Here is a 22,419-nt window from a genome sequence, read left to right as displayed (position 1 = left end):
ATGGTCGACGACAACGAACTCAACAGGCTGCGCGACGCAGCAGTACCGGCGCCGGGCGAAAGCGCGAAGGCACGCGCCTTCGAAGCCGCCATGAGCGCCTATGATCAGGAAAATATTTCTGCCGTCACCCAAGGATCGGTCGGCGGGCTTCGTCTCACAGAGCGAGCACAAAAGCTCTGGAGCGAGATCATGCAAAAGAAACTCATCGCCACGCCGGCCATTGCCGGGCTCGTCGCCCTGCCGATCGCCGGATACGCCACCTTCCATATGCTGAGGGAACAGCCGTTGCCGTTCGGCGGCGACGAGAAGATCACCGAGACGCTGGCCGACAAGCCGGCAACCAATGGGCCGGCGATCAACGCGCCGGTAAAAGAAAAGCAGGCGCCTGAAGGCGACAAGAAGACCGACGCCGATGTGCGAAGCCGCGACACCACTACGCCGCTTACGCCACCCGCGCCGCCGAAGCCCGAATCGACCGTTGCTGTCGCCCCGGCGCAGCAGGATGCGCTGGGACGCGGCGTGTTGGCCGAGCCTGCGCCAGTTGAGAGCCGCGAGTTTTCGCTTGACGGCAGTGCTGCTCCGGCCGGCGGCGCGCGGGTCAACCGCATGGCCGGCGCGACCGAATCCAAGTACCTGGCACAGCCTTCGACGATGCCGGCCGACCAGATTGCGCCGCAGGAGCCAAACCGCGACCGCGTCGAGGATTTCAAGACCAATCCGGTGCATGCAGCCCTTCAGGATCCGGTCTCGACTTTCTCGATCGACGTCGACACGGCTTCCTATTCCTTCGTCCGCGGCTCGCTGAAGCAGGGCTACCTGCCGCAGGCCGATACGGTCCGCGTCGAGGAGATGGTCAATTACTTCCCCTATGACTGGAAGGGTCCGGACTCGGCTTCGACGCCGTTCAACTCGACCGTCAGCGTCATGCCGACGCCGTGGAACGGGCACACCAAGCTGATGCACGTCGCCATCAAGGGCTTCGACATCAAGCCGGTCGAGCAGCCCAAGGCCAATCTGGTGTTCCTGATCGACGTCTCGGGTTCGATGGATGAGCCGGACAAGCTGCCGCTGCTGAAGTCGGCTTTCCGGCTGCTGGTCAGCAAGCTCAAGGCGGACGACACCATCTCGATCGTCACCTATGCCGGTGACGCCGGCACCGTGCTGATGCCGACCAAGGTCACCGAGAAGGACAAGATCCTCAACGCCATCGACAATCTGCAGCCGGGCGGCTCGACGGCCGGCGAGGCGGGTATCAAGGAAGCCTACAAGCTTGCCCAGCAGTCCTTCGTCAAGGACGGCATCAACCGTGTGATGCTGGCCACGGACGGCGACTTCAATGTCGGCCAGACCGATGACGACGATCTGAAGCGACTGATCGAGCAGGAGCGCAAGACCGGCGTCTTCCTGTCGGTGTTCGGCTTTGGACGCGGCAATCTGAACGACCAGATGATGCAGACCATCGCCCAGAACGGCAACGGCACCGCCGCCTATATCGACACGCTGGCCGAGGCCGAGAAGGTTCTGGTCGAGGATGCCTCCTCGACGCTGTTCACCATCGCCAAGGACGTCAAGATCCAGGTCGAGTTCAATCCGGACAAGGTCTCGGAGTACCGGCTGATCGGCTATGAAACCCGCGCCTTGAACCGCGAGGACTTCAACAATGACCGCGTCGATGCCGGCGATATCGGCTCCGGTCATTCGGTGACGGCCATCTACGAGATCACGCCGAAGGGCAGTGGCGGCGAGCAGATGGATCCGCTGCGCTACGGCCAGGCCGCGGTCGACAATGGCGGCGTCGCCAATGCCGACGAATATGCCTTTGTGAAAATCCGCTACAAGCTGCCGAACGAAGACGTCTCGAAGCTGATCACCACGCCGGTGACCTCGGCCAACGAGGTCGCGTCCTTCGACCAGGCCAGCACCGACCAGCGTTTCTCCGTCGCTGTCGCCGCCTTCGGCCAGAAGCTGCGCGACGAGGATGCGACCGCGAAGTTCGGCTACGACAAGATCATGGAGATTGCCACCGCCGCCCGAGGAGCCGACCCGTTTGGGTACAGGTCCGAGTTCCTTTCGCTTGTGCGCCTTGCCTCGGCGCTCGGCGGTAACCGGTAGTGGCAATAACGCCGGTTCCTTTCAGACGGGGGTCGTTCTGATACGGGGAACCGGCTACGGGCGGGTGAGGCAGGCCGGCGGGGGAAACCCTGCCGGCCTTTTTTCCGGGTACTGGCGATGTCCGGCCGATCATTAAATTGTGTGGCTTTTCCGGAACGTCATCGCAATGCTCCGAATGTTAGCCCATGGTTAGGGACTGGGCTTGGGGAGCCGGGAATTGCAGATCATGAACATTGGAAACACGACGCCGGCGGTGAGACACACGCAGGCGTCGGGAACGCTGTCGCCAGAATCCAGGCGCATCATGGATGACGTCGACGCAGCCCGGAATACCGCAAAGTCGGCGCTGACCAATGACCGCTTTCGCGTCATGCTGGAGCAGATCGGCAATCCGCAGTCGTCGGGTGACCTGGTGACGATGAATGAAAGCGCCGACAGCACCGCCCTGGATTTCACGACGGCGCTATCGCGTTACGCTGAAAACAGCGAATAAGTTCGATATCAGGCCCGGCTGCGGCGGCGTTCGCGGCGGGCTTCGCTGGTCTCGGCGGTGTTTTCCGTCGCCACCTTGTTGCGCATCGGACCGATGCGCTCGACGATCCCCGCGACGGTCGGGCGTTCGGATTTGGTGTGCGCGTCGAGCGCCTTGCGCATGGCGGCAAGGTGCTGGAACGAGGTGCCGCAGCAGCCGCCGATGATCTTCGCGCCGCCATCCACCGCCAGCCGGACATAGTCGGCCATTAGCTCCGGCGTGCCGGAATAATGGATCTCGGTGCCACGAAATTCGGGAATGCCGCAATTGCCCTTGACGATCACCGTCGCTTCCGGCTTCGCCTCCGTCATGTCGAGCAGCGAGGCCAGGATGTCGGAGGCGCCGACGCCGCAATTGGCGCCGACACCGAGCGGCGTCTCTGAAAGTCCGTCGACGACGCCGTGGATATCCCTGGGCAGCAGGCCCATCATGGTGCGGCCGGCAGTGTCGAACGAACCGGTATAGGTGTAGGGCAGGCCGACGCGAATGGCGGCTTCCGCCGCGGCACGGATTTCGTCCGGCGCAGACATGGTCTCGATCCAGGCGACTTCGGCGCCGCCTTCCTTGAGACCCTCGATCTGCTCGGCAAAAGCCTCGACTGCTTCGTCATAGGTCATGGCGCCGAGCGGCACCAGCAACTCGCCGGTCGGACCGACCGAGCCGGCGACGATGACTTTCCTGTCGGCCTTGTCGGCGACCGCGCGGGCAATCTCGGCGGCGCGCTTGTTCAGCGCATGCACGCGGTCCTGCGCATGATGCAGCTTCAGCCGGTGGCGGGTGCCGCCGAACGAGTTGGTGAGGATGATATCGGCGCCGGCGTCGACGAAATTCTGGTGCAGGCTGGTGATGGTGTCGGGCGCTGCCTCGTTCAGCAACTCCGGCGCTTCGCCGGCCTCCAGCCCCATGGCGAACAGATTGGTGCCGGTGGCGCCATCGGCGAGCAGCACGCCCTTTTCGGCCAGCAGAGCATCGATGGGATTGTTCGCGGTCATCGGATCGACTTTCAGTATTTGAATGGAATAAGGATATAAAGAAGTCTTTATGTCCAGTCAATGTGTTTGCGACCGGCAATTGCCGGGCGGCGCACCTTTCCGGGGTGTTGGGGATCAGGCAGAACCCGATGGAAATGACGCGCCGGCCAGATTGCGCGCGTAGGCGGCGGCCTCATGCGGGTTGATGTCGGCGGCGCGGATCAGATTGTCGAAATGCTGGGTCAGCGCTTGGACCGGCTGGGTGGCGTTCAGCACGACATACATGTCGCCGACATATATGGCGGCGCGGTAAGGGCCGAAGATGGTCAGCGGGATGGAATAGCGCATGCGGCCGTCATAGAGGAACAGGCGGAAGGTGGGGTAGAGATCGTCAAGCAGCGTCGCCATATGGGCAAGCTGCTGCCGGCGGTCAGCCTCGGGAAAGCGGTCCCAGACGCCCAGGCCGCGGGCGAAAATCTCCAGCGTGTGGCGCGGCATGCAGACCTCCATGTCGGTCTCAGGGCGCCGGTTGTACTCGATGCGGTACTGCGTCTCGCTCGCCTGAGCGAGGCGGCTGCGGTTGGTGATGTTGGCTTCGTAGTCGACCAGCTGGCGTGTGCGCAGGAGGTCGGGAATGCCGGCCGGCACATAGCGGATCTTGGTGCCTGCGGCCTCGGCGAACCATTTGGCGAGCAGCGTGCGGTCGAAGCCGTCGGGCGCCTCTTCGATCTCCAGGCTTTCGCGGATTTCGCCGGTGACGCCTTCGTCCTGGGAGAGGCCGAGGAGCCAGTCCAGCGAGATCTTGAATTCGGCGGCGATGTTGAGCAGCGTTTCGGCGCGCGGCAGGCGCGTCGAGGCGCCGGACATCAGTTGCGACAGCGCCGACCGATCGATGCCGACTGCTGACGCGAAGGCCGACTGGTTGAGGTCGGACCGTGTCAGGAGCAGCTTCAGACGCTCCCGAAAGATTGCCGACAGGTCCCGTTTGTCCACTGTTCGTTCTCCGCGCTCACTTAGGAAAAATTTGCGCCATAGCCGTCGAATCAGCACTCCAGGCGTAAATGAATCCCTAGGGTTGTTTACAATGTGTAACATCTGCGGTCAAAAATGCGCAAATGCAACATTTTGTACACTTTGTCTCGTTGAGTGGAATCGCTTCTCCTGACACTATGTTGTCAGGAACCAATTGGGGTTTCGGCGGCTGAGGGACAGTGGTCGATAGCATGACAGGCAAGAGCATCAAGCGACGCAACGCAGCAGCCATCGAGTGGCCGACCGTGGTTCTCGCTTTCTTCTGTTACGGAATGTGGCTCGCTGCCGGGCTCCTGCTCTGGCCCTCTTATCCGATCCCGGCTCTTCTTCTCCTCGGCTTCATCCTGGCCTTGCAGTCGTCGATCATGCACGAAGTGCTGCATGGCCATCCGACGCGCAGCGCGCTCATCAACGAAGCCTTCGTCTTCCTGCCGATCGGCCTGGTCTGGCCGTTCCGTCGCTTCAAGACGCTTCATTTGCGCCACCACGCCGACGAGCGCCTGACCGATCCGCTCGACGATCCCGAGAGCTATTACCAGGCGCTGTGGATGCATGACGATCTGCCGCCGACGATGAAATTCCTGCTCAAGATAAACAACACCATGGCCGGCCGTTTCTTTCTCGGCCCTTGGCTGTCCTGCATCGGTTTCTTCGTCGACGACGCCAGGCATGTGATTGCCGGCGACAAGGTGATCGGCAAGGCATGGCTGCTGCATGCGATCGGCCTCGCCATCGTAGTGCCGATCGTGCAGTTCGGCTTCGGCATTCCCGTATGGCTCTACATTCTGGTGCCGGTCTGGCTCGGCCAGTCGCTGATCGCGGTCCGGACTTTCGCCGAACATCAGTGGTGCGAGCACCCTGAAGGACGCACGGTGATCATCGAGCGCTCGCCGCTGTCGTTCCTGTTCCTCAACAACAATCTGCACTTCGTTCACCACAAGACCCCGACCGTTGCCTGGTACAGGCTTCCAAAACTGTTTGCCGACCGCCGCGACGAGTGGCTGCGGATGAACAATGGCTACGCCTATCCGAACTATTTCGCACTGATCAAGGCCTACGCATTCAAGGCCAAGGAGCCGATCGTGCACCCGGTGCTGCGCCGCCAGCCCGAGCCGGGCAGGGCGTTCAAGCCGCGCATCAGGGCGCGCAGCATCAGCGGGCTTGGCAGCGCGCCGGTTCCGGCCGAGCCGCCGAAGGAATAATCCCCGGACATCCCGGTGTCGGCCAATTCTGATTGAACGCCGCGTTTTTGCGATCCTTTCCCGAGCCATGATGATTGAGTGTCGGCATGAGTGAATTGATTGCGGCATTGCCGATGTACGACTGGCCCGAAGTGCGCGGCGAGGTCGACGCGCAATGGGCAGCGTTGCGCGAGGCTTTTCGGCACAAGGGCATCGATGCGCCGCAGACAATCGTGCGCCGCAGTGGCGACCTGCCGCCGGTGCCGGGCGGTATCCGGGACGCCGAGGGCAAGCTAATCGCGCCCGATCCGGCGACACTGCCGCCGAACGAACTCGACCATCACCAGCTTTGGCTGCATCCGGCGCTGCTGTTCGCGCAGACCTGCTGGGGGCCGATGGAACTCGGCCTGAACAAGCATGTGCAGGTGGTCGGCCAGCCGAGCTACGACGCTTACGAAGGCGGCCAGGGCGAACTCTATTCCAGCGCGCTGGTGATGCGCACAGGCGAGGGATCGGAAGTTCGCTCGCCCGCGGATGGCAAAGCCTTGCTGCCGCTCGATCTGATGCGTGGCAAGCGTTTTACCTACAACAGCCTCGATTCGATGTCGGGCATCATTGCACTGGCGCGCGATCTGCAGGCCGCCGGCGAAAGCCTGGATATCTTTTCCTCGCGCAGCGAAAGCGGTGGCCATCGCGGCTCGATCGTCGCGGTCGCCGAGGGCAAGGCGGATATAGCTGCCATCGACTGTGAGAGCTGGGCGCTGGCGCAGCGTTTCGAACCTGCGGCAAACGCCGTGAAGGTCGTCGGCTGGACGGCAAGGCGCAAAGGCCTGCCCTACATCACCGCCAGGACGACGCCGGAAAAGACGCTCAAGGCTCTGCGCGAGGCGCTTGCCGGATCAGCCGAGCAGCCTCGCATCCAGCTTGTAGGTTGAAAGCTGCTCGTTACCGGTCGCGGTGATCAGGATCTGTTCCTCGATCTTGACGCCCTCATGGCCGCCGAGACGGCCGATATAGCTTTCCACGCACAGCACCATTCCCGGCTCCAGCGCGCCGTCGGGCGTGTCCGGCGTCCAGTCGCTTGCATGCGGCAGGGTCGGGTACTCGTCGGCCAGGCCGACGCCGTGATAGAGCACGCCGTAGCGTGTCGGGAAGCAATCTCCCGGCGGCACCACGGAGCGTTCGACCAGGTCGCGAAAGGATATGCCGGGCTGCATCAATTGCGTGTTGTGGGCGATCTGGTCGGCGGCGATGCGGAACAGGTCGCGCTGCTCGTTCGACGGCCTGGCGTCACCGCAAAGCCAGGTGCGGGAGAGATCGGCGCAGAAGCCGTAGGGACCGATCAGGTCGGTGTCGAAGGCGACGAGGTCGCCTTCCTCGATCACACGCGATGAGCATTCCTGGAACCACGGATTGGTGCGCGGCCCCGAGGCAAGCAGCCGGGTTTCGATCCATTCGCCGCCGCGCGCAATGTTGCCGCGGTGGAGTTCGGCCCACAATTCGTTTTCGGAAATGCCCGGCGTCAGCGCCTTCTCCATTTCACCCATCGCCGCTTCGCAAGCGACGATTGCGCGGCGCATGGCGAGGATCTCGTCCGGCGATTTGATCAGCCGCGCATTTTCCATCACCGCTTCGCCATTGCCGATCGAGATGCCGAGCCGGGCGAGTTCCTCGACGCCTTCCGGGTTGATGTGGTCGACCGCAATGCGGCTGTTGCCGCCGCCATGCTCCTTGACCAGATCGGCGATGCCGGCCGCCCAGCGGCGGACTTTGTGCTCGGTCAGCTCACCGCCATAGAGGTACATCCACGACACTGCCGGCCGCACCTCGTCAACGACGCCGGAATGGTCGGACAGATGCTCGCAGGAGAAATAGTCGAACAGCACCACGGGTCCCTCAGTGGCGATGAAGCAGTGGCGGGTCGGATTGTGCGCGACCCACAGCTGCATGTTGGTCGAATCGGTGGCGTAGCGGATGTTGACGGGGTCGTAGAGCAGCGCGCCGGCGTAGTTTCGGCGCTTCAGTTCGGCTCGGATGCGCTCGAGCCGGTATTGGCGCATAGCGGCAAAATCGGGCGCGGCGATGCCTGCCGCTTGCCATTCGGTTTCAGCCAGCGCGCCATAGCCCAGCACATGCTGGTTCAGCGACGCCGCTTTCTGGCGCGAGGCGTCGCGCAAGGCTTCGACGGAGCCCGGCTCGAACGGCATGATCTTGCGGTGACGGCCGAACCCTTGTTTCTCCACCCGACGCCTCCCTGCCGACTTACTGTGGCGCTGCGCCCGCGGCCGCTTTCTTCAGCCGCGTGACCGTCAGCGTGCGGGTGGGCGGCTCGCTGTCGAACAGCATCGGGACGACCAACTGCTGCGGCGAGCCGTCAGCGACATAGCCGGCCTCGCTCAAGGCCCGCAGGATGCCCTCGGGAGGTTCCTTGTCATTGGCCATCACGAGCACCGCCGGCTCGATCAGCAAATGGCCGAAGTCCGGCATCTCGTCGTCGAGCACGACCAGATCGGGATCGACAAGACGCAGATTTCCCACCCAGTGCCAGCTCGATATCGCCGTGCGAACCGGACCGTTTGCCGTCAGCTGGCCATAGAGCGACTGGTAGTCGACACGCACGATGCTGCCGCGGCTGTCGCCGCCATTGAGGTGCGTGTACCAGGTCACCGGCAGCACGAGGATGGCAAGCGTTGCGCCGACAAAGACGACGACGTCCTGCACCTTCCTTCCCTTGTCGCCTCTGGCATCCATCCGCAAGGCCAGCGCGACCGGCAGCAACACAAGAATGGGAAGCATCCAGCGATCGCGAAATTGCGTCGTCCCGCTCGCCAGGACGAGCACGATGGTCATCGCCAGGGCAAAAGCGATGGTGCGCCACACCAGTTTCTCGGTCCATGGCGCCGGTTGCAGCGCGGGCGCCGGCTTTTTCCATGCGATGAGCAAAGCCGCGACGAATATGCCGGCCGGCAACACGGCGAAATACAGGATAGCCTTGCCCAGTCCGCGCATTCCGTAGAATGCGGTTTGTATGGCGCTTTCTCCTCTGCCCATGCCGAAGCCGCCGCTGTGCGACAGCAACTGGTCGGTGTAGGTCAGGTTCCAGTAGAGCGTCGGCAGGCAAAGCAGCACCGCCACGACAAGGCTGATCGAAAACCGGCGGTTGAGGATGACGCCGCGCGTTTCGCGCAGCGACAAGGTGGACAGCATCAGCGCGCCGAGAAAGATCGCGTTGTTGTATTTCGACAGGATGGCGGCGGCCATCGCCACGCCAAACAGCACATAGGTGGCCAGCGAACGCCGCTGCACCAGTTCAACGAGCGCAAGAAACAGCACCACTGAAAAACAGAAAGCGGCGATCGAGTGGGTGAGGGCGTGCTGCATCTCCCACACCATCTGCGGAAACAACAGCAGGCCGAACAATGCGGCGGCGCCAGCGCGGCTGGAATAGCCCAGGCGGCGGACAGCGATGAAAACCGACGCCAGCGCCGCTCCGATCAGCAGGTACTTCACGATCTTGAGCGCCAGGATGTTCGTTCCGACCACGGCGGCGACGAGGCGGGCAAGCCAGGTGTAGAGCGGCGGCTGCGAGCCGCCATAGCCAGCCCAGAGGTAGTGCATGTACATCAGCTGTTCGGAATCGTCGACGCCGACACCGGTTCCTACGACATGGGACAGCAGCGCCATCACCACGATCTGGACGACGCAATAGACCGCGACGCAGACCAGTGCGGCGTTGAAGGGACCGACCTTGCCTTCGCCGAGCCAGTCCGTCCATTTCTCTAGATACTGCAAGGGGATCGTCTTCTCATCGAGGGAAAATGCCTGCGGCCAACTGCCGAAGGCCCCTTACACGATCTCACGCTCCCTGTCGCCTTTTCAGGTCCGCATCTTCTCGCCGCTGGGGTCGAAGGGCGCCTCGACATTGATGCGCGCCGGACGCCGGTGGCCGAGGATCTCGATCTCGAACAGTCCGGCACTTTCGTCCTCGGCGAGTGCCGCCGGCACATAGCCCTGCGCCATCGACTTCTGCACATAGTGCGCATAACCGCCCGAGGTGACCCAGCCGACCACGCGCCAGTCGCCGTCGACGATGCCGCGCACGGCGGAAGCGCCTTCGGCAGCCTTCGAGCCACGCACTTCCTTGCCCGCCGTATCGAAGCGTGGCGCGCCATAGCCATGCGGCTTTTCCACCGTGCCATAGTCCTTGCCGACCTTGGCCCAGATCGGCTCGTCGCCCATGACATCGGCGTCGGCCGCATCGACGATGAAGGAAACACGGCGCAGTTTCGGCCCTTCCGCCTGTTCCTTGGCGGCGGCTTCGCGGCCGATGAAGTCGTTCTTCTCCAGCTTGATGAAGCGGTCCATCGCGCCTTCGAACGGGCCGTAGATCGGGCGCAGCTCGCGGTACCAGGTCGGGAAGTTCTTCTCCAGGCGCATGGAGAGCAAAGCGCGCATGCCGAAATCGACGAGGCCGAACTCCTCGCCGGCGTCCTTGATCGCCTTGTAGACCAGACGCTCATAGGCCGGCGCCATCCAGATTTCATAGCCGAGATCGCCGGTATAGGTGATGCGGTTGACCATGCAGGGCGCGCCGCCGACCGCCATTTCGCGGAAATCCATGAAGCGGAAAGCTTTCGTCGAGATGTCGACATCGACCAGGTTCTGCAAGAGGTCGCGCGATTTCGGCCCGGCGATCGACAGGCCGACGAGCGTCTGATCGAAGCGGTGGATGCGCACCGAACCATCCTTCGGCAGGTGCTTTTCGAACCAGCGCATGTGGTATTTCTGCGCGGCGGAAGAGCCCCAGATCATAAATCTGTCTTCGCCTGCCTTGGCGATGGTGAAGTCGCCGATCAGCTTGCCGAATTCGTTGATCATTGGCGTCAGCACGATGCGGCCGATCTTCGGCATGCGGTTGGTCATCAGCCGGTTGAGGAAATCCTCAGCCGCAGGTCCCGACACTTCGTATTTGGCGAAGTTGGCGATTTCGGTGACGCCGACGCGTTCGCGCGTGGCGCGCACTTCCTCGCCGATAGGACCGAAATCGTTTGAGCGGTGGAAGGAGACGACGTCCTTCGGCTCCTTGCCCTTCGGCGCGAACCACAGCGGGGTCTCCAGGCCCCAGCTATCGCCCATGACGGCGTTGTTGGCGAGCATCGTGTCATAGAGCGGGGTGGTTTGTGCAGGGCGCGCAGCCGGCAGCTCTTCATTGGGGAAGCGGATGGAGAAGCGGCGCGAATAGTTTTCGCGCACCTTTGCGTTGGTGTAGCGCAGGCCGGCCCACTCGCCGAAGCGGGCGACATCCATGCCCCAGACGTCGAAGCCGGGATCGCCATGCACCATCCAGTTGGACAGCGCGAGGCCGACGCCGCCGCCCTGGCTGAAGCCGGCCATGACGGCGCAGGCGCACCAGAAATTGGTCAGGCCCTGCACCGGCCCGACCAGCGGATTTCCGTCGAGCGCGAAGGTGAAGGGGCCGTTGATGATCTGCTTGATGCCGGCTTTCTCGATGCCGGGGAAATGCTTGAAGCCGATCTCCAGCGACGGCGCGATGCGGTCGAGGTCGGGCGGCAGCAGTTCATGGCCGAAATCCCACGGCGTATTGACCGGCGACCAGGGTTTGCAGGCTTTTTCATAGGTGCCGAGCAGGATGCCGTTGCGCTCTTGGCGGGTGTAGATCTCGCCCTTGAAGTCGAGCACGCCGATCATCTCGCGGCCGGTCGATTTGTTGAATTCCTCGACCTCGGGCATCGGCTCGGTGAGCAGGTACATGTGCTCCATGGCCAGCACCGGCAGTTCGACGCCGACCATGCGGCCGATCTCGCGCGCCCACAGGCCGCCGCAGTTGACGACATGCTCGGCGTGGACGGTGCCCTGTTCGGTGACGACGTTCCAGGTGCCGTCAACTTCCTGCGTCAAGTCGACGACGCGGTTGCGCAGCACGATCTCGGCGCCCAGCTTCTTGGCCGCCTTGGAGTAGGCGATCGTCGTGCCGGAGGGATCGAGATGGCCTTCGACCGGATCCCACATGGCGCCGACGAAATTGGTCTCGTCCATCAGCGGGAACATCGCCTTGGCTTCGGAGGGCGTGATCAGCTCGGTGTCCATGCCGAGATAGCGGCCCTTGGCGTGGGCCAGGCGCAGAAAATCCATGCGCTCGGGCGTATCGGCCATCATCACGCCGCCGGTCAGATGCAGCGAGCAGGACTGGCCGGAGATTTCCTCGATCTCCTTGTAGAGCTGCACCGTATAGGCCTGCAGCTTGGCGACGTTGGGATCGCCGTTCAGCGTGTGGAAGCCGCCGGCTGCGTGCCAGGACGAGCCGGAGGTGAGCTCGGAACGCTCGATCAGCATGATGTCGGTCCAGCCGGCCTTGGCCAGGTGGTAGAGCACCGAGCAGCCAACGACGCCGCCGCCAATGACAACCGCTTTAACGTGAGATTTCATGAGAGATAGGTCCGTTTTTTAAGAGATTGAATCGAATGGGCGTGGCGTGAAAACAAAGCGGAGATCGGCCGCAGCGACGTTCTCGGCCAACCTGCCATCAAGCGCGGCAAGGATGGTTTCGCAGACGGAAGTGCGATGGTTCAGGACGTCATGGTTCCAGAGACGCAGGATCGAATGGCCTTGCGCGCGCATGAAATCGTCACGGCGACGGTCATAGGAGCTGCCGGCGTGTTGATGGCCGTCGATTTCCACGACAAGCCATTTTTCGCGGCAGGCGAAGTCTGCAAAGTATGGTCGGATAGAGAACTGTCGCGTGAATTTGTAGCCGCCAAGTTTGCGGGCTTTCAACTCAAGCCAAAGCAGAGCTTCGGCCTGATTGTCACCTTGTCTAAGTTTTCTGGCTCGCAGGGTAGTGCCATTGTTGCGGCGACTGCGGGTTTGACCAGCGCCTTCCCCCACTCCGTCGCCGCTTCCCGGCGCCACCTCTCCCCCCTCCGGAGGGAGAGGAAGGGAGCCAGCCCGCATAACTTCGCGCCTTTCCTCTCCCCCGTCGATCGGGGGAGAGGTGTCGAGCCCAGCGCGACGGAGTGGGGGTCGACTGTTCATCAGATCCATACGAATAATCAGTTCATCAACAACATTGATCAAAAATCGGTCGGCGCGCCGCCTTCGGACGTGCGCTTTTCGACGAAGTCGTTGAGCTCTTCGCGGATCGCCGGGTCCATATAGGGTTCCTCGTAGGATGCCAGCCGCTCCTTCCAGACCTTGTTGGCCTTTTCCAGCGCGGTCGGCGATCCGGCTTCGGCCCAGGTCTCGAAATTGCGCCAGTCGGAGAGGATGGGCGAGTAGAAGGCTGTCTTGTAGCGGTCCTGCGTGTGCTGGGTGCCGAAGAAATGGCCGCCGGGGCCGACCGACTGGATGGCGTCGAAGCCGAGCGCTTCGTCGGACAGGTCGAGCGGGGTGAGGAACTCGGCCACCATCTGCAACAGGTCGATGTCCAGGATGGTCTTCTCGTAGGAACAGCGCAGGCCGCCTTCGAGCCAGCCGGCGCCGTGCATCATCAGATTGCCGCCGCCCTGGATGGCGCCCCACAGCGAGAACACACTTTCATAGGCTGCCTGCGCGTCGACGGTGTTGGCGGCGCAGGTATTGGAGGTGCGGTAGGGGATCTTGTAACGGCGGGCAAGCTGGCCGCCGACAAGCTGCGCCTTCATATATTCAGGCGTGCCGAAGGCCGGCGAGCCCGACTTCATGTCGACATTCGAGGTGAAGCCGCCATAGCCAACCGGCGCGCCCTTTCTCACCATCTGGGCGAAGGCAATGCCGGATAGCGCCTCGGCATTCTGCTGCACCAGCGCACCGGCGATGGTCACCGGCGCCATCGCGCCCGACAGGGTGAAGGGCGTGACGACGACGACCTGACCCTTGCTCGACATCTGGATGATGCCTTCCATCATCGGCACATCCAGTTTCAGCGGCGAATTGGTGTTGATGATGGTGAACACCGATGGCTCTTCCAGCAGTTGCTCATGGCTGATGCCGCGCGCGATCCTGGCGATCTCGATGCCATCGACATTGCGCTCCCTGCCAAGCGAATAGATATGGAACACCTTGTCGGTCAGCGTGGCGAGGTCGCGGATGCATTCGAGGTGGCGCACCGACGGGTGGATGTCGGTCGGCTCGACCGGATAGCCGCCGGTGCAGTTCAGGATGTTGTGCATCTGTGCCAGGCGCAGGAAGTTGCGGTAGTCCTGCTGGTTGCCCGGACGGCGGCCGCGATCGAGGTCGGAGCAGTTCGGTGCCGACGCCATCATCGACAGGATCACATTGTTGCCGCCGAAGCGCACATTGTGCGCCGGGTTGCGGGCATGGAGCGTGAATTCCGACGGGCAGTTGGAGATGAGATCGAGGATCATGTCGCTGTCGAAGCGCACGCGCTCGCTGCCCTCGCGGACATCAGCGCCATTTTCCTTCATGATGCGGCGCGCGTCGTCATGCAGTACGTCGACGCCTATTTCCCTCAAGACGCGCAGCGAGGCGAGGTGGATCGATTCCAGCTCGTCGTCAGAGACCAGCTTGGTCGGCGTTAGCGGATTTCTCAGTTGCCGAAAAGCCGGCTGTTCGAAGGCGGCCGAGCCGCCGGCGCGCTTGCCCGCACGGCCACCGCGACGGGCACGGTCGGTTGCCAAAGGCGGTTCGGCTGGATGCAGGGCGGCGGTCATGATGGTCCTCGTACGATGCTGGTAGCGGGCGGCATAATGGACCGGCGGCTGTCCGACCATTGCGGAGGCGGCGACCACTAGGACGAGGGAAGCGACATGCCCGAACGGCAGTCCGATAGCTGACAACCTTGCCGGGGATTGGCGGACAGGACGCGCCCACTGCGGCTCTTGGCGCAAGGGGATTTCAGGCGCGGCCCTTCCTTTCCCTAAATCGAACCGCTAGCTCAGTGGTTTGCCGCTGGATGGGCCGGCAATTCATGTGGAAGGCATCATGGCTGCGACCGGTTCGAGCGATGGCGAAGCGGGGACGCAATGGGCAGCGCTTGCCGGCGTAACTGCCGCCCTCGCGATGTTCGGTGCGGCGCAAGGGCTGAGCTCGCCGCTGTTTACGCTGCTGATGCAGAAGCAAGGCATGTCGCCGGCGCTGATCGGCTTGTCGGCAGCGATGATGCCGCTTGGTCTGATCCTTTCGGCCTCGTTCGTGCCGGCAGCCGTTCGGCTGGTCGGCGCGCGCAACCTGGCTGTGGGTTGCTCATTGATTGGGGCGCTGTGCTTCCTCGGCATCGGCTACCTGCAGGACTGGGTGGGCTGGTTCGTCATCCGCTTCATCATCGGTATCGTCATCAACCCGCTCTATATCCTGGGCGAAGTATGGGCGCTGTCGCTGGCGCCGCCGTCGCGCCGCGGCAGGGTGATGGGGGCATTCAACACCGTGCTGGGCGCTGGCTATGCTGCGGGGCCTTTGGTCCTGACCGCGGTAGGGATATCGGGCTGGGTTCCTTTCCTGATCGGCATGGCCGGCTTCATCCTGTGCGCCGCGATCCTTCGTGCTGTTTCGTCAAGCCTCGCCGGCTTCGAGGATGACGGCCAATTGCCCGGCGGCTTTTTCGGTTTCGCCAGGCTGGCGCCGGCGCTGTTGTTCGCCGTGCTGGTTTCGGCGGCGGTCCAGCAGGGCACCTACGCTTTGATGCCGGTCTTCGGTGCCGCCTATGGCTTGCCCGAAAGGACGCTGGCGGCCCTGGTGATGGCACTGTCGCTGGGAAACATCTTCCTGCAAATCCCGCTCGGCCTGCTGGCCGAGCGTTTCGGCGGGCGGGCGATGATCATCTTCTGTGCGTTGGCGACAACGGCCTGCGCAGTTTTGCTGCCGTTGCTGATCAGGACGCCGGCGATCTGGCTCGTCCTTCTCGTCATGGGCGCGGTCGGCTATGGCGTCTACACCATGGCGCTGGTGGAGCTCGGCAGCCGCTTCAGGGGAACCGTGCTGGTCGCCGGTAACGCCGCCTTTGCCTTGATGTGGGGCGCCGGCGGCATTGTCGGCCCGCCTGGCGCCGGTGCCTTGATGCAGGTCATCGGTCCGCTCGGCCTGCCGGTGGTGATCGCCGGCCTCGACGCGCTGCTGGTGAGCTTCGCGCTCTATCGATCGTTCAAGCGCCAAAACTCCTGACGGCCCAAAACTCCTGATAGGCCAAAACTCCTGACAGGCCCAGAAACTCCTGACAGGCCTTGTCTGGAGCAAACGGTTTTCCCCGGGGCGGGGCTTACCCGCGTCGGACAGAAAAGCTAGTCCTGAACCTGGTTTAGGTGCCAATGGTGAACCTGGCGGAAGCTGACAACGAGAAGATGCAGTGGGCGGCGATCAGCGGCGTGATCGCGACCGTCTCGGTGTTCGCCATCGCGCAAGGCCTGTCCTATCCGCTGCTGAGCTTCATCCTGCAACGCCAGGGCGTTTCGCCGGCCATCATCGGGCTCTCGGCGGCAATGACGCCGATCGGCTTCATTGTCTCGTCGCCGCTGATCCCGGCACTGGCGCGCCGGTTCGGGGCAGGGCGCACCGCGCTTACCTGCGCGGCGTTTTCGGCTATTGTGCTTGCGCTGATCGGCTGGACGCAGAATGTCTATCTGTGGTTTCCGCTGCGCTTCCTGATCGGGGTGGTGACCAATCCGCTCTATGTCTTGAGCGAAATCTGGGTCATTGCACTGGCGCCGCCATCGCGCCGCGGTCGCGTCATGGGTGTCTATTCAACCATCATCTCGGCCGGCTTCGCTGCCGGGCCGCTCTGCCTGCTCGCTGTCGGCACCGTGGGATGGCCGCCATTCCTGGTGGGGATCGCCGCCTTCATCTTCTGCGGCGCCTGCCTGGCGCTGGTGCTGCCGCGACTGCCGAAGGTCGACGAAGCCGGGCACAGGGTTTCGGTCATGGGCTTCATGCCCCTGGCATGGCTACTGCTGTCGGCGGTGGTCGTTGCCGCCGGTTTCGAACAGGGCGTGCTGGCGCTGCTGCCGGTCTACGGCACGCACCATGGCATCGCGGAAGCGCGCATGTCGGCGCTGCTGTCGGTGATGATCGCAGGCAACATCGCCATGCAGGTGCCGCTCGGCTTGCTGGCGGAACGGCTGACGGCGCGGCTGGTGCGATTCGTCTGCGTCGTGGTGACGGTGCTGGGCTGCGTGCTGCTGCCGCTGCTGATCGAGACGCCGTTGATCTGGCCCTGCGTCTTTATCTGGGGCGCGGTCTCCTATGGCATCTACACCATGTCGATCATCGAGCTCGGCGAGCGCTTTACCGGCTCGGCGCTGGTCGCCGGCAATGCCGCCTTCTCGCTGATGTGGGGCATCGGCGGCATCGTGGTGCCGCCGCTGGCGGGTGGCGTCATGGATGTGATCGGCGCCTCCGGCCTGCCGATCACGCTGGGCACGATTTGTCTGGCACTGGCTGTGGCCACGGTCCTGCGCCGGCGGATGGTTTGAGGCCGCATTCCGCCGATGACCTGACGTCACCATCTTGAATAAAACCGCTTGCAACGCGATGTAGGCAGGGCTGCCCGCCACTAGCCTGGAGACCATGCGTGACCCAATCGATGACAAAACGCCAGACGGATGCCACCGCGGAGGACAAGTTCCTCTGGCTGGAGGACCGGACCAGCAAGGAATCGCTCGACTGGGTGCATCGCCAGAACGAGATCACCGTGGCCGAACTACAGGGCGATCCGTCCTACCAGGCGGCCTTCGAGACGGCGCTCGACCTGATGACGGCCGAGGACAACATTGCGGCCGGTGCCGCGCTCAACGGCCAAGTCTATAATTTCTGGCAAGACAAGACCAATGTGCTCGGCCTCTGGCGCCGCACGACGGTTGCTTCCTACAAGACCGAGAAGCCTGTGTGGGAGACGATCATCGACTTCGACGTGCTGTCGGCCAAGGAGGGGGTGAAGTGGGTGTTCAGCGGCGCCAGCCGCCTTTACCCCGATTTCAACCTTTGCCTGGTGGCGATGTCGCCGGATGGCGGCGATGCCAGCGAGATGCGCGAATTCGACATCGAGACCAAATCATTCATCGAGGGCGGCTTCCGCGCTCCCGCCTCGAAATCCGGCTTTTCCTGGCTGGACAAGGACACGGTCATTGTCTCGGCTGCCTTCAATGAAGACGACAAGACCCAGTCCGGTTATCCGCGCGTCGTCAAGCTGTGGAAGCGCGGCACCCGGTTGGAGGAGGCGACGCCGATCTTCGAGGCCGAGAAGCAGGATCTCGCGGCCGGCGCGGGGGTCGAGCATGATGGCGACAGGCAGTATTTGTTTCTGGCCCGCACGATCGCCTTCTTCTCCTCGCACAGTTTTCTGCGCCTGCCGTCGGGCGAAAACCGGCGCATCCCGCTGCCGGACGATGTCACCGACACCGCGCTGTTCAAGGGCCGGTTCGTGTTCGGGGTGCGCAGCCCATGGACGGCGCCGGGCGGCACTGAGTGCTTGCCGGACGCCCTCTATTCCTTCGATTTCGAACACTGGATCGACACCGGCGACCTGGGCCCTGTTGAAACCATGCTCGCGCCAGCGCACCGTGTTTCGGTCGCCGGCATTGCCCGCACTCAGGACCGGCTGTTCATCAATCTGATGGACAATGTGCGCGGCAAGGTCGTTATCGCCGAGCGCAGCGGCGACCGCTGGTCGCTGAAGCCGGTGGCGCTGCCCGAGAACGGCAATGTCGGCATCGCGCATGCCGAGCATTTCGGTTCCAGCGTCTCCTTCTCCTTCACCGATTTCCTGACGCCGAGTTCGATCATCTGGTCGGACGATGACGGGGTGACGCTGGCCACCGTGAAATCGCAGCCGGCGCGGTTCGACGCCGCGCCGCTGGTCTCCGAACAGTTCGAGGCGCGCTCGAAGGACGGCACCATGATCCCGTATTTCGTCGTCAGGCGGCGCGACCAGAAGGGTCCGGTACCGACGCTTCTCTATGGTTATGGCGGCTTCGAAATACCGCTGCTGCCCGGCTATGCCGGCGTGCGCGGCAGGCTGTGGCTGGAGAAGGGCAATGCCTATGTGCAGGCCTGCATCCGCGGTGGCGGTGAGTTTGGGCCGGCCTGGCACCAGGCGGCGCTGAAGGGCAATCGCCAGACTGCCTTCGACGATTTCGCCGCGGTGGCGCAGGACGTCGTCAGGCGCGGCATCGCCACGGCTGCTTCCCTCGGCATCCAGGGCGGCTCGAATGGCGGCCTGCTTACCGGCGTTTCCCTGACGCAGCATCCCGAACTGTTCGGCGCCGTCATCATCGAGGTGCCGCTGCTCGACATGCTGCGCTACACCGAACTGCCGCCAGGCGCCTCGTGGATCGGCGAATATGGCGATCCGGCAAAACCGGAAGAGGCCAAGTGGCTCGCCGCCTATTCGCCGTACCACCATGTCTCGGCCGATGCCGACTATCCCCCGGTGCTGCTCACGACATCGACCGCCGACGACCGCGTCCATCCCGGCCATGCCCGCAAGATGGCCGCGAAGCTGCAGGAAGCAGGTCACGACAAGACCTTGTTCTTCGAGGAGACGGAAGGCGGCCATGGCGGGCGTGGCGATCGCCGGCCGCAAGCGGCACAAACCGCCATGAAATACGTTTTCCTGCAAAGGGTATTGAGCGGCACCGCTTGAATTCCGGGCCTCGGGCGGCATAGACTGCCGCCATGGTCTACATGAGCACATCCGGCGCTTTCGGGGTCGCGGTGACACCGTCGCCGCGCACGCTGCGCGCCGAACTGCTCAGGCTGTGCGCCCGCATCGGCTATTCGCCGCCCGCCGTCCTCTGACGAAGTCGCCCCGGCAGCTTGCCGGTTTGATTCCAGAGGAAAGAGCAAACCCATGACTTACCAGAACTATTCGCTGAAGCAGCTTCAGCAGATTGACGCCGCGCATCATCTGCATCCCTTCACCGACCACAAGGAATTGCGCGAGACCGGCTCGCGCATCATCACCCACGCCAACGGCCCGTTCATCTACGATGCCGACGGCACCGAAATACTCGACGGCATGGCCGGGCTGTGGTGCGTCAATGTCGGCTATGGCCGCGACGAGCTGGCCGACGCCGCTTACGCGCAGATGAAGGAATTGCCCTACTATAATTCCTTCTTCAAATGCTCGACGCCGACGCCCGTGCTGCTGTCGAAGAAGCTGGCCGAGCTGGCGCCCAAGGGCATCGCCCAGGTGTTTTACGGCTCCTCCGGCTCGGAGGCCAACGACACGGCGCTGCGGCTCGTGCGCCACTATTGGGTGCTGGAAGGCAAACCGGAGAAGAACCGCATCATCTCGCGCAAGTCGGCCTATCACGGCTCGACCGTCGCCGGCACGTCGCTCGGCGGCATGGATTTGATGCACAAGCAGCTCGGCGGGGCGGTTCCCAACATCGTCCATGTGATGATGCCCTATGCCTATGAGTTGGCGCTGCCTGGCGAAAGCGACCATGATTTCGGCCTGCGCGCGGCCAAGGCGGTCGAGGATGCCATTCTGGAGGCCGGCGCCGACAAGGTCGCCGCCTTCATCGGCGAGCCGGTGATGGGAGCGGGCGGGGTGAAAATACCGCCGATGAGCTATTGGCCGGAAGTGCAGCGCATCTGCCGCAAATACGATGTGCTTTTGATGCTGGACGAGGTCATCACCGGCTATGGCCGCACCGGCGAATGGTTTGCGGCGCAGACCTTCGGCATCGAGCCGGACACCATGACCACGGCCAAGGCACTGACCTCGGGCTATCAGCCGCTGTCGGCGCTGCTGGTCGGCGACCGTATCGCGGCGACGCTGGTCGAAAAGGGCGGCGAATTCTACCACGGCTATACCTATTCGGGTCACCCGGTGGCCTGCGCGGTGGCGCTGAAGAATCTCGAGATCATGGAGCGCGAAGGCCTGGTCGACAGGGTCAGGAACGACACCGGACCTTACTTCGCCCAGGCGCTGCAAGAGCGCATTGCCGGCCACGAACTGGTCGGCGAGGTGCGATCGATCGGGCTGATGGGCGCGATCGAGATCGTCAAGGACAAGGCGACCAAGGAGCGCTTCCTGCCGACGGGCAGTGCCGCCGTCACCGTCCGCGACCACGCCATCGCGCAAGGCCTGATGCTGCGCGCCACCGGCGACACGATGATCCTGTCGCCGCCGCTGATCTGGACCCGCGCGACGATCGACATGGCTTGCGATCGCATCGCCAAAGCGCTGGATCTGGCGCAAGCGGATTTGCGCAAGAAGTAGATGGAACGAGCGCCGGGCGCCTTGCAAACAGGGCGCCCGGACTGTGCGCCTGCTTATCGTCAGGGTCGACGGGGTCAGCGCACCGATCGTGCTGGTCAATGAAGGCCATGAGGCAATTCCGAACGCTGCAATCGGAATATAATTCAGACCGAGCAGTATAGGACTGCAAAACGCAAAAACCGCGCTCCATAGGAACGCGGCTTTGCCAGATACGCATGGCATTTCGCCAACAATACACTTGCGAAACTTACGGGCTCCGGTACGCGAGACCTGATCCGGAGCGCCGGGCGGATGCGATATGTCCGCCTCGCCATCCGTTATATAGGCACATCGTTACCGCCGGGTTATCGAGAGCTTAAGCAAATCTAAATTTGCAATTTTTCCGCGCAACAAAAATCGAAAAAAGCGATGCCAAATTCGAAACTTATAGAGAACTGCCGCGAAGGAAATTTATGATGCCGGAAAAATCCGATCCGCCATTTCCCTGGGCGTTGAACAGCGCATAAAGCTGGGCCGCTTCGGCCCCCATTGGCGTCACCGCGCCGGCGCTTTGGGCCGCCTCCTGCGCCAGTTTCAGGTCCTTCAGCATGAGTGCTGCGGCAAAGCCCGGTTTGTAGTCGCGGTTGGCGGGTGAGGCCGGCACGGGACCCGGCACCGGGCAATAGGTGGTCAGCGACCAGCACTGGCCCGACGAGGTCGAGGCAACGTCGAACAGGGCCTGATGCGAGAGGCCGAGCTTTTCGGCCAGCACGAAGGCCTCTGCGACGCCGATCATCGAAATGCCGAGCATCATGTTATTGCAGATTTTGGCTGCCTGACCGGCGCCGTCGTCACCGCAATGGACGATGCGGCCTGCCATCGGCTTCAGGACCGGTTCGGCCTTGGCGAAGGCATCCTTGGCGCCGCCGGCCATGAAGGTCAGCGTTCCCGCAGCAGCACCGCCGGTGCCGCCGGAGACGGGGGCGTCGATCGAATGCAGCCCGTGCTTCCTTGCTACGGCATGCGCCTTGCGGGCCGACTCGACATCGATGGTCGAGGAATCAATGAACAGGGCGCCTGGTTTGGCCTTGGGTGCGATGTCCTCGTAGACCGAGAGCACGTGCTTGCCGGCGGGAAGCATGGTGATCACGACATCGGCGTCTTTCACCGCCGCCACGGCATTCGCCGTGACAATGACGCCATGCTCGTGGGCGACGGTGAGGTTTTCCGGCATCAGGTCAAAGCCGTGCACCGCGTGCCCCGCCTTGACGAGATTGGCAGCCATCGGGTTGCCCATATTGCCGAGACCAATGAAGGCGATGGTGGTCATAGCGGTGCTCCATGATGAGTAGGCAGTAGGCAGTAGGCAGTAGGCAGTAGGCAGTAGGCAAAGGATGACCGGCAAGATCAACTCGTACAAGGATCTTATCGTATGGC

At 63.1% G+C, this 22,419-nt stretch carries 17 protein-coding genes; 9 read left to right on the top strand and 8 right to left on the bottom strand.

Annotated elements, in window-relative coordinates; all coding sequences use genetic code 11:
• Window positions 1–2,112, top strand: a complete 2,112-nt coding sequence (locus tag NKI37_RS02140; RefSeq protein ID WP_023746824.1) for a vWA domain-containing protein — start codon at window positions 1–3, stop codon at window positions 2,110–2,112.
• A gap of 226 nt (window positions 2,113–2,338) precedes the next feature.
• The gene (locus NKI37_RS02135; protein WP_023724232.1) at window positions 2,339–2,605 is read left to right on the top strand and encodes a hypothetical protein; all 267 of its coding nucleotides are present in this window, start codon (window positions 2,339–2,341) and stop codon (window positions 2,603–2,605) included.
• Window positions 2,606–2,613: 8 nt separating this feature from the next.
• Here NKI37_RS02135 and bmt read toward each other — a convergent pair whose 3' ends face one another.
• Entirely contained in the window at window positions 2,614–3,636 is a 1,023-nt protein-coding gene (gene bmt, locus NKI37_RS02130; RefSeq protein WP_023830548.1) for a betaine--homocysteine S-methyltransferase, read from the bottom strand.
• Between the two features lie 114 nt (window positions 3,637–3,750).
• Complete coding sequence (locus NKI37_RS02125; protein ID WP_023681768.1) at window positions 3,751–4,608, bottom strand: helix-turn-helix domain-containing protein; 858 nt, start codon at window positions 4,606–4,608, stop codon at window positions 3,751–3,753.
• 230 nt (window positions 4,609–4,838) lie between these two features.
• Between NKI37_RS02125 and NKI37_RS02120 the strand changes: the two genes are divergently transcribed.
• Window positions 4,839–5,849 carry a fatty acid desaturase gene (locus NKI37_RS02120; protein WP_352791574.1) on the top strand — a complete coding sequence of 337 codons (1,011 nt, stop codon included), beginning with the start codon at window positions 4,839–4,841 and terminating at the stop codon, window positions 5,847–5,849.
• Window positions 5,850–5,935: 86 nt separating this feature from the next.
• Complete coding sequence (locus NKI37_RS02115) at window positions 5,936–6,763, top strand: phosphate/phosphite/phosphonate ABC transporter substrate-binding protein (RefSeq protein ID WP_352791572.1); 828 nt, start codon at window positions 5,936–5,938, stop codon at window positions 6,761–6,763.
• Here the strand turns inward: NKI37_RS02115 and NKI37_RS02110 are convergent.
• From NKI37_RS02110 to NKI37_RS02090, 5 genes are all read right to left on the bottom strand, one after another.
• Entirely contained in the window at window positions 6,728–8,035 is a 1,308-nt protein-coding gene (locus NKI37_RS02110; protein ID WP_023700320.1) for a M24 family metallopeptidase, read from the bottom strand. The two genes, NKI37_RS02115 and NKI37_RS02110, sit on opposite strands and share 36 nt — an antisense overlap.
• A gap of 55 nt (window positions 8,036–8,090) precedes the next feature.
• The gene (locus NKI37_RS02105) at window positions 8,091–9,620 is read right to left on the bottom strand and encodes an ArnT family glycosyltransferase (RefSeq protein ID WP_023670415.1); all 1,530 of its coding nucleotides are present in this window, start codon (window positions 9,618–9,620) and stop codon (window positions 8,091–8,093) included.
• A gap of 84 nt (window positions 9,621–9,704) precedes the next feature.
• Window positions 9,705–12,275, bottom strand: coding sequence for a GcvT family protein (locus tag NKI37_RS02100; RefSeq protein WP_352791570.1), 2,571 nt, complete (start codon window positions 12,273–12,275; stop codon window positions 9,705–9,707).
• Window positions 12,276–12,293: 18 nt separating this feature from the next.
• Window positions 12,294–12,758 carry an endonuclease domain-containing protein gene (locus NKI37_RS02095; protein WP_352791587.1) on the bottom strand — a complete coding sequence of 155 codons (465 nt, stop codon included), beginning with the start codon at window positions 12,756–12,758 and terminating at the stop codon, window positions 12,294–12,296.
• Between the two features lie 161 nt (window positions 12,759–12,919).
• On the bottom strand, window positions 12,920–14,497 hold the full coding sequence (locus tag NKI37_RS02090; protein WP_352791802.1) for a trimethylamine methyltransferase family protein: 1,578 nt from the start codon (window positions 14,495–14,497) through the stop codon (window positions 12,920–12,922).
• A gap of 271 nt (window positions 14,498–14,768) precedes the next feature.
• Here NKI37_RS02090 and NKI37_RS02085 point away from each other — a divergent pair, with 271 nt between their 5' ends.
• The 5 genes from NKI37_RS02085 to NKI37_RS02065 all read left to right on the top strand — a co-directional run bounded on the left by NKI37_RS02085 (window position 14,769) and on the right by NKI37_RS02065 (window position 21,003).
• Window positions 14,769–15,944, top strand: coding sequence for an MFS transporter (locus NKI37_RS02085; RefSeq protein WP_352791801.1), 1,176 nt, complete (start codon window positions 14,769–14,771; stop codon window positions 15,942–15,944).
• Between the two features lie 143 nt (window positions 15,945–16,087).
• Entirely contained in the window at window positions 16,088–17,248 is a 1,161-nt protein-coding gene (locus tag NKI37_RS02080; protein ID WP_502896414.1) for an MFS transporter, read from the top strand.
• Window positions 17,249–17,358: 110 nt separating this feature from the next.
• Window positions 17,359–19,416 (top strand): prolyl oligopeptidase family serine peptidase, encoded by a 2,058-nt coding sequence (locus NKI37_RS02075; RefSeq protein WP_502896415.1) that lies wholly within the window; start codon window positions 17,359–17,361, stop codon window positions 19,414–19,416.
• A 32-nt stretch (window positions 19,417–19,448) separates the two neighbouring features.
• Window positions 19,449–19,571: a hypothetical protein gene (locus NKI37_RS02070; protein ID WP_023670422.1), complete on the top strand. Its 123-nt coding sequence runs from the start codon at window positions 19,449–19,451 to the stop codon at window positions 19,569–19,571.
• Between the two features lie 52 nt (window positions 19,572–19,623).
• Complete coding sequence (locus NKI37_RS02065; protein ID WP_352791796.1) at window positions 19,624–21,003, top strand: aspartate aminotransferase family protein; 1,380 nt, start codon at window positions 19,624–19,626, stop codon at window positions 21,001–21,003.
• 424 nt (window positions 21,004–21,427) lie between these two features.
• On the opposite strand, the gene mmsB is transcribed toward NKI37_RS02065, so the two are convergent.
• Window positions 21,428–22,312 carry a 3-hydroxyisobutyrate dehydrogenase gene (gene mmsB, locus NKI37_RS02060; protein ID WP_023730705.1) on the bottom strand — a complete coding sequence of 295 codons (885 nt, stop codon included), beginning with the start codon at window positions 22,310–22,312 and terminating at the stop codon, window positions 21,428–21,430.
• Window positions 22,313–22,419: the final 107 nt, after the last annotated feature.

Origin of the sequence: Mesorhizobium sp. M0626 (assembly GCF_040320665.1) — a bacterium.
Taxonomy (GTDB): Bacteria; Pseudomonadota; Alphaproteobacteria; order Rhizobiales; family Rhizobiaceae; genus Mesorhizobium.
The sequence above is the reverse complement of the archived record's forward strand: the minus strand, read 5'-3'. Positions and strand labels throughout refer to the sequence as shown.

Excerpts from the sequence above, each read along its gene's own strand:
- NKI37_RS02140 (WP_023746824.1), top strand. The coding sequence starts at position 1 with ATGGTCGACGACAACGAACTCAACAGGCTGCGCGACGCAGCAGTACCG.
- NKI37_RS02135 (WP_023724232.1), top strand. The coding sequence starts at position 2,339 with ATGAACATTGGAAACACGACGCCGGCGGTGAGACACACGCAGGCGTCG.
- bmt (WP_023830548.1), bottom strand. The coding sequence starts at position 3,636 with ATGACCGCGAACAATCCCATCGATGCTCTGCTGGCCGAAAAGGGCGTG.
- NKI37_RS02120 (WP_352791574.1), top strand. The coding sequence starts at position 4,839 with ATGACAGGCAAGAGCATCAAGCGACGCAACGCAGCAGCCATCGAGTGG.
- NKI37_RS02115 (WP_352791572.1), top strand. The coding sequence starts at position 5,936 with ATGAGTGAATTGATTGCGGCATTGCCGATGTACGACTGGCCCGAAGTG.
- NKI37_RS02110 (WP_023700320.1), bottom strand. The coding sequence starts at position 8,035 with ATGCCGTTCGAGCCGGGCTCCGTCGAAGCCTTGCGCGACGCCTCGCGC.
- NKI37_RS02100 (WP_352791570.1), bottom strand. The coding sequence starts at position 12,275 with ATGAAATCTCACGTTAAAGCGGTTGTCATTGGCGGCGGCGTCGTTGGC.
- NKI37_RS02090 (WP_352791802.1), bottom strand. The coding sequence starts at position 14,497 with ATGACCGCCGCCCTGCATCCAGCCGAACCGCCTTTGGCAACCGACCGT.
- NKI37_RS02085 (WP_352791801.1), top strand. The coding sequence starts at position 14,769 with ATGGCTGCGACCGGTTCGAGCGATGGCGAAGCGGGGACGCAATGGGCA.
- NKI37_RS02080 (WP_502896414.1), top strand. The coding sequence starts at position 16,088 with ATGGTGAACCTGGCGGAAGCTGACAACGAGAAGATGCAGTGGGCGGCG.
- NKI37_RS02075 (WP_502896415.1), top strand. The coding sequence starts at position 17,359 with ATGACAAAACGCCAGACGGATGCCACCGCGGAGGACAAGTTCCTCTGG.
- NKI37_RS02070 (WP_023670422.1), top strand. The coding sequence starts at position 19,449 with ATGGTCTACATGAGCACATCCGGCGCTTTCGGGGTCGCGGTGACACCG.
- NKI37_RS02065 (WP_352791796.1), top strand. The coding sequence starts at position 19,624 with ATGACTTACCAGAACTATTCGCTGAAGCAGCTTCAGCAGATTGACGCC.
- mmsB (WP_023730705.1), bottom strand. The coding sequence starts at position 22,312 with ATGACCACCATCGCCTTCATTGGTCTCGGCAATATGGGCAACCCGATG.